The 7699-nt window shown below is 66.4% G+C and carries 6 protein-coding genes; 4 read left to right on the top strand and 2 right to left on the bottom strand.

All coding sequences use genetic code 11. The features are described 5' to 3' along the window. The first annotated feature begins 14 nt into the window (after positions 1 to 14). Positions 15 to 524: a polyhydroxyalkanoate synthesis regulator DNA-binding domain-containing protein gene (locus VMS96_14105; protein HVP44560.1), complete on the top strand. Its 510-nt coding sequence runs from the start codon at positions 15 to 17 to the stop codon at positions 522 to 524. Here VMS96_14105 and VMS96_14110 read toward each other — a convergent pair. Beyond that, entirely contained in the window at positions 521 to 2116 is a 1596-nt protein-coding gene (locus VMS96_14110) for a wax ester/triacylglycerol synthase family O-acyltransferase (GenBank protein HVP44561.1), read from the bottom strand. The genes VMS96_14105 and VMS96_14110 overlap by 4 nt on opposite strands. 11 nt (positions 2117 to 2127) lie before the next feature. Between VMS96_14110 and VMS96_14115 the strand changes: the two genes are divergently transcribed. Next, complete coding sequence (locus VMS96_14115) at positions 2128 to 2604, top strand: hypothetical protein (GenBank protein HVP44562.1); 477 nt, start codon at positions 2128 to 2130, stop codon at positions 2602 to 2604. A 10-nt stretch (positions 2605 to 2614) separates the two neighbouring features. On the opposite strand, the gene VMS96_14120 is transcribed toward VMS96_14115, so the two are convergent. Next, positions 2615 to 2848 (bottom strand): hypothetical protein, encoded by a 234-nt coding sequence (locus tag VMS96_14120; GenBank protein ID HVP44563.1) that lies wholly within the window; start codon positions 2846 to 2848, stop codon positions 2615 to 2617. Between the two features lie 384 nt (positions 2849 to 3232). Here VMS96_14120 and VMS96_14125 point away from each other — a divergent pair, with 384 nt between their 5' ends. Then, complete coding sequence (locus VMS96_14125; GenBank protein HVP44564.1) at positions 3233 to 4954, top strand: acyl-CoA dehydrogenase family protein; 1722 nt, start codon at positions 3233 to 3235, stop codon at positions 4952 to 4954. A gap of 10 nt (positions 4955 to 4964) precedes the next feature. Then, a partial coding sequence (locus VMS96_14130) for a type I polyketide synthase (protein ID HVP44565.1) occupies positions 4965 to 7699 on the top strand: 2735 nt, incomplete at its 3' end.

A 7699-nucleotide genomic window follows, 5' to 3' on the forward strand; every position in this document is an offset into this window, starting at 1 on the left:
TATTGCATTGCATCATGCGAGGTGCAGGCTTGAAGACCGGCCCGGTGGTCATCAAGAAGTACGGAAACCGGCGGCTTTACGACACTTCCACCAGCCGGTACATCAACCTGGACGACATCGCTCGCCTAGTCCGAAATGGGAAAAATGTCCAAGTCCTCGATGCCCGCAGCGGCGAAGACCTGACCCGGGTCACCCTGGCGCAGATCATCATGGAAGACGCCAAGGAGCAGCCGACCGGACTTCCCCTCGAATTGCTGCGCCAATTGATCGTCGCCACCGATGAGGTCGGCCGCGACTTCGTGATGTGGTACCTGCGCTCCGCGTTCGACACCTATCAAAAACTGCACAGTGCCCTGCAGAGCGGCATCACCGGCGTGCGCTCCGCGGCCCTGACTCCGCTGGAGGTGATGCAGGACATGCTCAAGGGATCTCGGGCAGAGAAGGAGCGTCGTCCAGCAGCTCCGCGGAGAAAGACCAAGTCACCCCTCCGGCAAACACCCGCCGCTCGCCGGAGAAAGCGCTAGGCGGCGCCCGCCGCGGCTCCCACCACTTTCGTTGCTGGCTGCCCGGAAGTCTTCGCTGATGCAGGCTTCTTTCCCGGAAATTTGAGAACGGGCTCGGACACCGTTGCCGCCGGTCGGGCCTGCACCGGTCGTGGGGCACGAATCCCGATCTCCTTCTGCAAGCGGGCAAAGCCGGCCAACAGGAACTTCGGCAGAGACGCCAGGTCGGGGACGGCGTGCACGTCGCCCGTGAAGCCGAAGTAGGCGGTGCCGTCATAGCTCAGCATGGCGCAGTTCATCCCCATCTCCCCGCCGATGGGCACGTAGGGGTAGCAGGCCAGCATCTTGTGGCCCAGCAAGTAAAGGGCATCGTGTGGGCCCGGCACATTGGTGCAAATCAGGTTGCAGACGCTGAGCGGCAACTGGCTGGCCACCGGACCAAGGGCGGCTTGCAGGGGAGCCGGAATGGCGCCCAGCAGTGTGCCGGCCAGTCCCACCAGCTCGCCGACATGGGCGCGCTTCAGGGATTGCACGTATTCATGTGCCGCAAACACAAGATCACGGACGCGGCGGCGATGCAGCGGGACGGTCACCGGGACAAAGGTGATGTGATTGCCCAGTTCGCCCCTCTCCGACTTGCGGCGGATGCTGACCGGAACCACGATGCGCAGCGACCGTCCTCGCGCCCGGACGTTGTGCACCGAGGCATAGTTGTAGACCGCGTAGGTCACCAGCCCCAGCACCACGTCGTTGAGGCTGACACCGCAGGCGTGCTTGATCTGCTTCAGCGTCGCCAGGGGGACCTCCGCGCATTCGAACTTCTGTGGCCCGCGGCAGACGATGTTGAAGGGCAGGCGTTGCGCCGGCGCCAGAAGCTGGGGAAGGATCCGGTTCAGCTCCTCGGCCGAGAGTGCCGGGGCATTGCCATTCAATCCGGGGTGCGGCTGTGCTTCTGCGTCCCCATTCCCCTTCCCGCCTCCGACCACGCGCTCTGCCATGGTGAGCAGCTCGGATTCCGCGGTGAACACTCGCTGCGCGGTGGAGAGGCACGATTGCAGGAAGCACTCCAGCAACGAAGGGGCGGGCTGGCCTTTCAGACGGGGGCCCGGAGACACCTTGGATGGCCGGGCATGCTCTGGCGTGTGGTCCATCAGCACGTTCATCAGCTCCACGCCGGAAAGCCCGTCGGCCATGCAGTGATGCACCCGCGTCAGCACGCCGGTGCGTCCACGACTCAGCCCGGTCAGCAGTGTCATGTCCCACAGCGGCCGCTCGCGGTCCAGGTTGGTGCTCAGGATGCGCGCGGCCAGCGCTCTCATTTCCTTTTCTGTTCCCTGGCGCAGGCGCACTTCCCGGATGTGGTTGCGCAGATCGAACTCCGGGTCCGGCTGCCACGAGGGCAGGGTCAGGTTGAGCGGCGCCGCCACCACCCGCTGGCGATAGCGTGGGATCAATGGCAGCTTCGAATGCACGTACCGTAAGCAGCCTTTCAGCGCAATTCTCCCCTCGAAGATGCTCAGCGAGGCCATGTGCAGAGGCATGCCTTGCCGTTCCAGGCTGAGGAAGAGAGAATCGCCGAACGAGAGACAATCACAATCGTGGAGCGTGGTCATGATTCCTCGCCTTGCCCGACCCTGTACTGGACTTCCGCTCGCGTGAAAGCTATCGTCCTCGTGTGGTCGGGGAGGGATTTACCGTGGGAAAGCTCGCCGAAGTCGAAGCAGCCAAGGCGGTCATGACCGAGGCCCTCGACTGGTCCGTCCTCAAGTGGTTGCGGGAAAAGAAACGGGTGCGCAAGATCGCCGATTGCGCCAATGAGCTGCTCGACCGGCGACTGCAAGAGACCCAGGCGCTGTGGGACAAGGAGCTCCTGGCGGCATATCGGGACGGCGGCGCAGGCGCGGCCCGCAAGCTCCGGCAGGCCGACGAGCAGGCCCGGCGGGCGCGGATGGACGCTGAGGCGACTTTCGATGAAGCCGAGAGACAATTAAGCACCGCCATGGCCCGCGAGGGCTGCCGCAAGGCCATCCACTCTTGGGAGCTCTACGAAAAAGCGATCCGCCTTTCCCAGGACGCAGCCGGCGTCCGCGACTCCCGCTGACCGGCCTCGCTCACGTCCAGGACTCGGCCATCAGCTCCTGCCACCAGAAGTTGCGGGCGTGCATGGCCGCATCCCAAGCCGAGACGTCCGCGTCGTATTCTTCCGCGAAGTCGTAGGGCCAGTTCTCGTCCCAGGCGTTCATCTCCATGTGGAGGGCGGTGAGCGTGGACTGCACTTCCGCCAGCCACGTCTCGTAATCCGGCTTCGGCGCCGCCAGTTCCGGAAGCTGCATCAGGGCCGCCATGTCGTTCTCCCCAGGGCTGACGCGTCTTTCATTCCTGAGATCAGCCCGATTGCCCTAAGGGGCTCGGTTAGTTCATTCCCAGTGGACAGAGTGGTGCGCAACCAGTTCGAACACGAGATTCCCAGAATCACGGCCCTCCGTCTGTGATGTCGGGCACGCAGCCGGGTGATAGGCGGCGATGACGCATCCGGACGCGCCGTTTCCCCCGGGCCTACGTTCTTACGCCACGCGTGGTTGTGATGGGGCTCACAGACCCTCGTCGCACCCGTCACCCATACTTCTTGCGCCTCCGGGCCGTGTGCCCGGCGGCCCGTGCAGCCACTTCCGACGCAGCTTGTGGTCGGCGCACCACCCAGTTCCAGCCAGGCGCGGAGGCATCCGCATATGTCAGAAACCGCAGTTCTTCCCGCCGCCGGACGCATCTCCCGCGACCACCAACCCTCCCCCGGCCTGGACGACAACACCCTGGAGCTCACCCTGAAATCGCTCCGCGATTTCGCGGCGGAGAACCTGCCGGACAAGAAGCTGCTGGAGCTCGACGAAAGGGACGAATGTCCGCTCGACGTCGTGCGCGCCATGTGCGGCGAACTCGGCATCCAGCTCCTCTTTATTCCTGAAGAGTTCGGCGGGATGGGCGGCGGCGCCTTCGACGTCTACCGCGTGTGCGAGGAGATGGCGCGCATCGACCTGGGCATCGCCACCGCCGTGCTGGCCACCTTCCTGGGCAGCGAGCCCATCAGCGTCGGCGCCACCCCCGAGCAGAAGAAATACTGGATGACCCGGATCGCCGACCAAGGGCTGCTCTTCGCCTACGCCGCCACCGAACCCGAGGCCGGCAGCGATCTGGCCGCGCTGCGCACCACGGCGACGCCCGTGACCGAGAACGGACGCGTCGTCGCCTACCGGATCAGCGGCAACAAGCAGTGGATCAGCAACGGCGGCATCGCCGACGCCTACAGCGTGCTGGCCAGCGCGCCCGGAGGCCCGAGCTGGTTCGTGGTGGAGCAAGGCGCGCCCGGCCTGACCCACGACAAGCCGGAGAATAAGCACGGCATCCGCACCAGCAACACCGCGGCCCTGTCGTTCGACGATGTCCGCGTCGATGCCGACCGCCTGCTCGGCGGCGTCGAGGGGCTGGGATTGCTGCAGGCCCAGGCGGTCTTCGGCTACACCCGCTTGATGGTGGCGGCCTTCGGCCTGGGCGCGGGCTGGGCCGCGCTCGACCGCGCCCTTCCCTACTCCCAGGAGCGCATCCAGGCGGGCGGGCCGCTCTCCGAGAAGCAGGGCTATACCCACAAGCTCATCGTGCCCCACGCCGTTCGGCTGGAAGCGGCCCGCGCCTGCACCGAAGAGACTGCCGAACGCATCGATGCCGGCGAAGGCAGTCTCAACACCGAGGGCGCCATCGCCAAGTACCTGGCTTCGGAGGCCGGGAACCTGGCCGCCGACGCTTCCATCCAGGCGCTGGGCGGCTACGGCTACACCCACGAGTACAAGGTGGAGAAGATCAAGCGCGACGTCCGCATCACCACCATCTACGAAGGCACCTCCGAGATCATGGAGATGACCATCAGCCGCGACCGCTGGCAGTCGCACTTGAAGACCCGCGGCCAGCACTACCACGACGAAGCCCGCAAGCTGGAAGCGCTGCACGCGCGCCATCCCCGCGTCGGCGCCGACATCTCTGCTCTCAGCCTGCACGCGCTGGCGGAAGTGATGGAGCGGGCCCGCCTCGGACGGCTAACCCGCTATCAGCACATCCTGTTGCGCCTGGGCGAGTGGATCACCTACGCCGAATGTGCCGCCAGCCTGGCTCGGCGCGCGGCCCTGGCCGCCGAGGGCAAGCTCAATCAGAAATCCGATCGCCGCTTCGACGCCACCTCCCTTGCCACCTTGAGCCGGGTCTTTGCCCGCGAGGCCGCGCTCAAGACCGCGGAGGAGGGCTCGCGCTGGGTGATCGGCGCGGGCGGCGTGCCGGAAGCCGAGATCGTGGTCTTTGAGACCGCCGTCGGGCTCCCCGCAGTGCGGCGCGCACAGACCGGCCTGCTCGCGGACATGGATGCGATCGCCGACGTGCTCTACAAGCGCACGCCCAAGGGGACATAGGAGCAAGGACATGGATAACCCGGCTGCTCGAGCCATCGCTATCGTCGCTGTGGGCGCGGTGTTGCCCGACGCTCCCAACGCTCGCGACTTCTGGGAGAACGTGAAGCGGGGCCGCGACAGCATCACCGAGGTCACGCCTGACCGCTGGGACCCTGCGCTTTACTACGACCCCGATCCCACCGTTCCCGACAAGACCTATTCCAAGATCGGCGGCTGGGTGCGCGAATACGCGTGGGACCCGCTGAAGTGGCACCTGCCCATTCCCCCGCGCGTCGGGCGGGCGATGGACGAGACCCAGAAGTGGGCCTTGGCCGCCACCCGCGAGGCGCTCGCAGACTACGGCTATCCCCAGCGGCCGCTCGACCTCGAGCGCACCGCCGTCATCCTCGGCAACGCCATGGCCGGCGAGCAGCAGTTCCTCACCGTCCTCCGCGCCTTCTTCCCCGAGTACGCTCGCGAACTGGAAGCCAGCTCTTCCTTCGCTTCCCTACCCGAAGCTCTGCGCCGTGACATCACTCGCGAGCTGCACCAGCGCATGAGCAAGCTCCTGCCCGAGATCACCGAGGACACCATGCCCGGTGAACTGGCCAACTGTATCGCCGGACGCATCGCCAATCTGTACAACTTTCGCGGCCCCAACTACGTGGTGGACGCCGCCTGCGCCTCCGCCATGGCGGCCCTCAGCGCCGCCGCCGAAGGCCTGGTCCAGAACGACTACGACGTGGTCCTCACCGGCGGGATCGACCACAACATGGGCGCTTCCACCTTCATCAAGTTCTGCAAGATCGGCGCCCTCTCCGGCACCGGCACCCGTCCCTACGCCGAGGGCGCCGACGGCTTCGTGATGGGCGAAGGCGGCGTCATCTTCCTGCTCAAGCGGCTGGCCGACGCCGAGCGTGACGGCGACAAGGTCTACGCCGTGCTGCGCGGCATCGGCGGTTCCAGTGACGGCAAAGGCAAGGGCATCACCGCCCCCAATCCGATCGGACAGCGCCTGGCCATCCAGCGTGGCTGGGAAGCTGCCGGCCTCTCGCCCGCCACCGCCAGCCTCATCGAGGGCCACGGCACTTCCACCCGCGTCGGCGACGTGGTGGAAGTCGAGAGCATGTTGGAGGTGTTCGGCAGTTTCCATCTGCCGGTCCACTCCGTCGCTCTGGGTTCGGTGAAGTCGAACATCGGGCATCTGAAAGGCGCCGCTGGGGCCGCCGGCCTGCTGAAGACCGCCTTCGCCCTGCGTGACAAGGTGCTGCCTCCCAGCGTCCACTGCGAGCGCCCCAACCAGGCGATCGACTTTGCCCACTCGCCGCTCTTCGTCAACACTCAGTTGCAGCCCTGGCCTGCGCGTCAGGACACGCCACGCCGCGCCGGCGTCAGCGCCTTCGGCTTTGGCGGGACCAACTTCCACATCGTCCTCGAAGAACACATCCCCGGGAAACTCCCCGCCGAAGCCAAGCGCTCGGTGGCCGTGGGAGCGATCAGACCGGAAGCAAAGGACGCGATTATGCACGCCAGCATCTCCAGCACCTCTGCTGCGCCTTCTTCCTTCAAATCTCCTCTACGTGGAGCGCTGGTGATCGGCGCCACGTCCGAAGCCGGACTCGCCGAGCGCCTGCGCGCCGTGATCCAGGACGCTCATGCCGGCCGGGCTCCATCACCCGCCGCCCCGTTCGAGCAAGACCTTCGCGCTCCCGAACGCCTGGCCATCGACCACGCCGACGCCGCCGAGCTCGCCGACAAAGCCGGGCGCGCCCTCGATGCCTTGCAGTCCAATCACAACGGCAAATGGAAAGCCCTGCGCGCCAAGGGCATCTTCCGCGGTCGCGGACCTGCGGGCAAAGTCGCCTTCCTCTACACCGGACAGGGCTCGCAATACGTCAACATGCTGCGTCCGCTGCGCGATACCGAATCGCTGGTCGCCGAGACCTTCGCCGAAGCCGACCGCGAGCTGGCCCGCCTGCTGGAAAAGCCGCTCAGCCAGTACATCTTCGTCGACGAGACCGACGGCGCCGCTGCCCGCGCCGAGCAAGATCTCCGCCAGACGGCCATCACCCAGCCTGCGGTCCTCGCCACCGACACCGCATTGACTCGCTTGCTCGGGGCCTACGGCATCGCGCCCGACATGACCATGGGTCACAGCCTCGGCGAGTACGGCGCCCTGGTCGCCGCCGGCGCTCTCCCCTTCGGCGATGCCCTGGAAGCGGTCAGCGCCCGCGGCCGCGAGATGACCCGCGTCTCCGTCCAGGACAACGGCAAGATGGCCGCCGTCTTCGCTCCCCTGGAGGAGATCGAGAAGATCCTGGAACAGGTCGAAGGCTACGTGGTCATCGCCAATCTCAACAGCCAGAAACAGGCGGTGATCGGCGGCGCCACCAAGGCCGTGGAACAGGCACTCGAGGTCTTCCAGAAAGCCGGGCTGCACGTCATCCCGCTCCCCGTCAGCCACGCCTTCCACACCTCCATCGTGGCGCCGGCCAGCGAGCCGCTCCGCCGCGTGCTCGAGCGTCTGCACCTGCAGCCGGCGCGCATTCCAGTGATCGCCAACGTCACTGGCGAGTTTTATCCCATGGGCGACGGCACGGAACCGCAGATGCTCGACCTCCTCGCCCGCCAGGTCGCCTCGCCGGTGCAATTCGTGAAGGGACTGCAGACGCTCTACGCCGCTGGCGCTCGCATCTTCGTCGAGACCGGCCCCAAGCGCGCGCTGCACGGATTCGTAGAGGACGTGCTGGGCGAGCGCGACGACGT

This window comes from Terriglobales bacterium (assembly GCA_035543055.1).
Taxonomy (GTDB): Bacteria; Acidobacteriota; Terriglobia; order Terriglobales; family Acidobacteriaceae; genus JAIQFD01.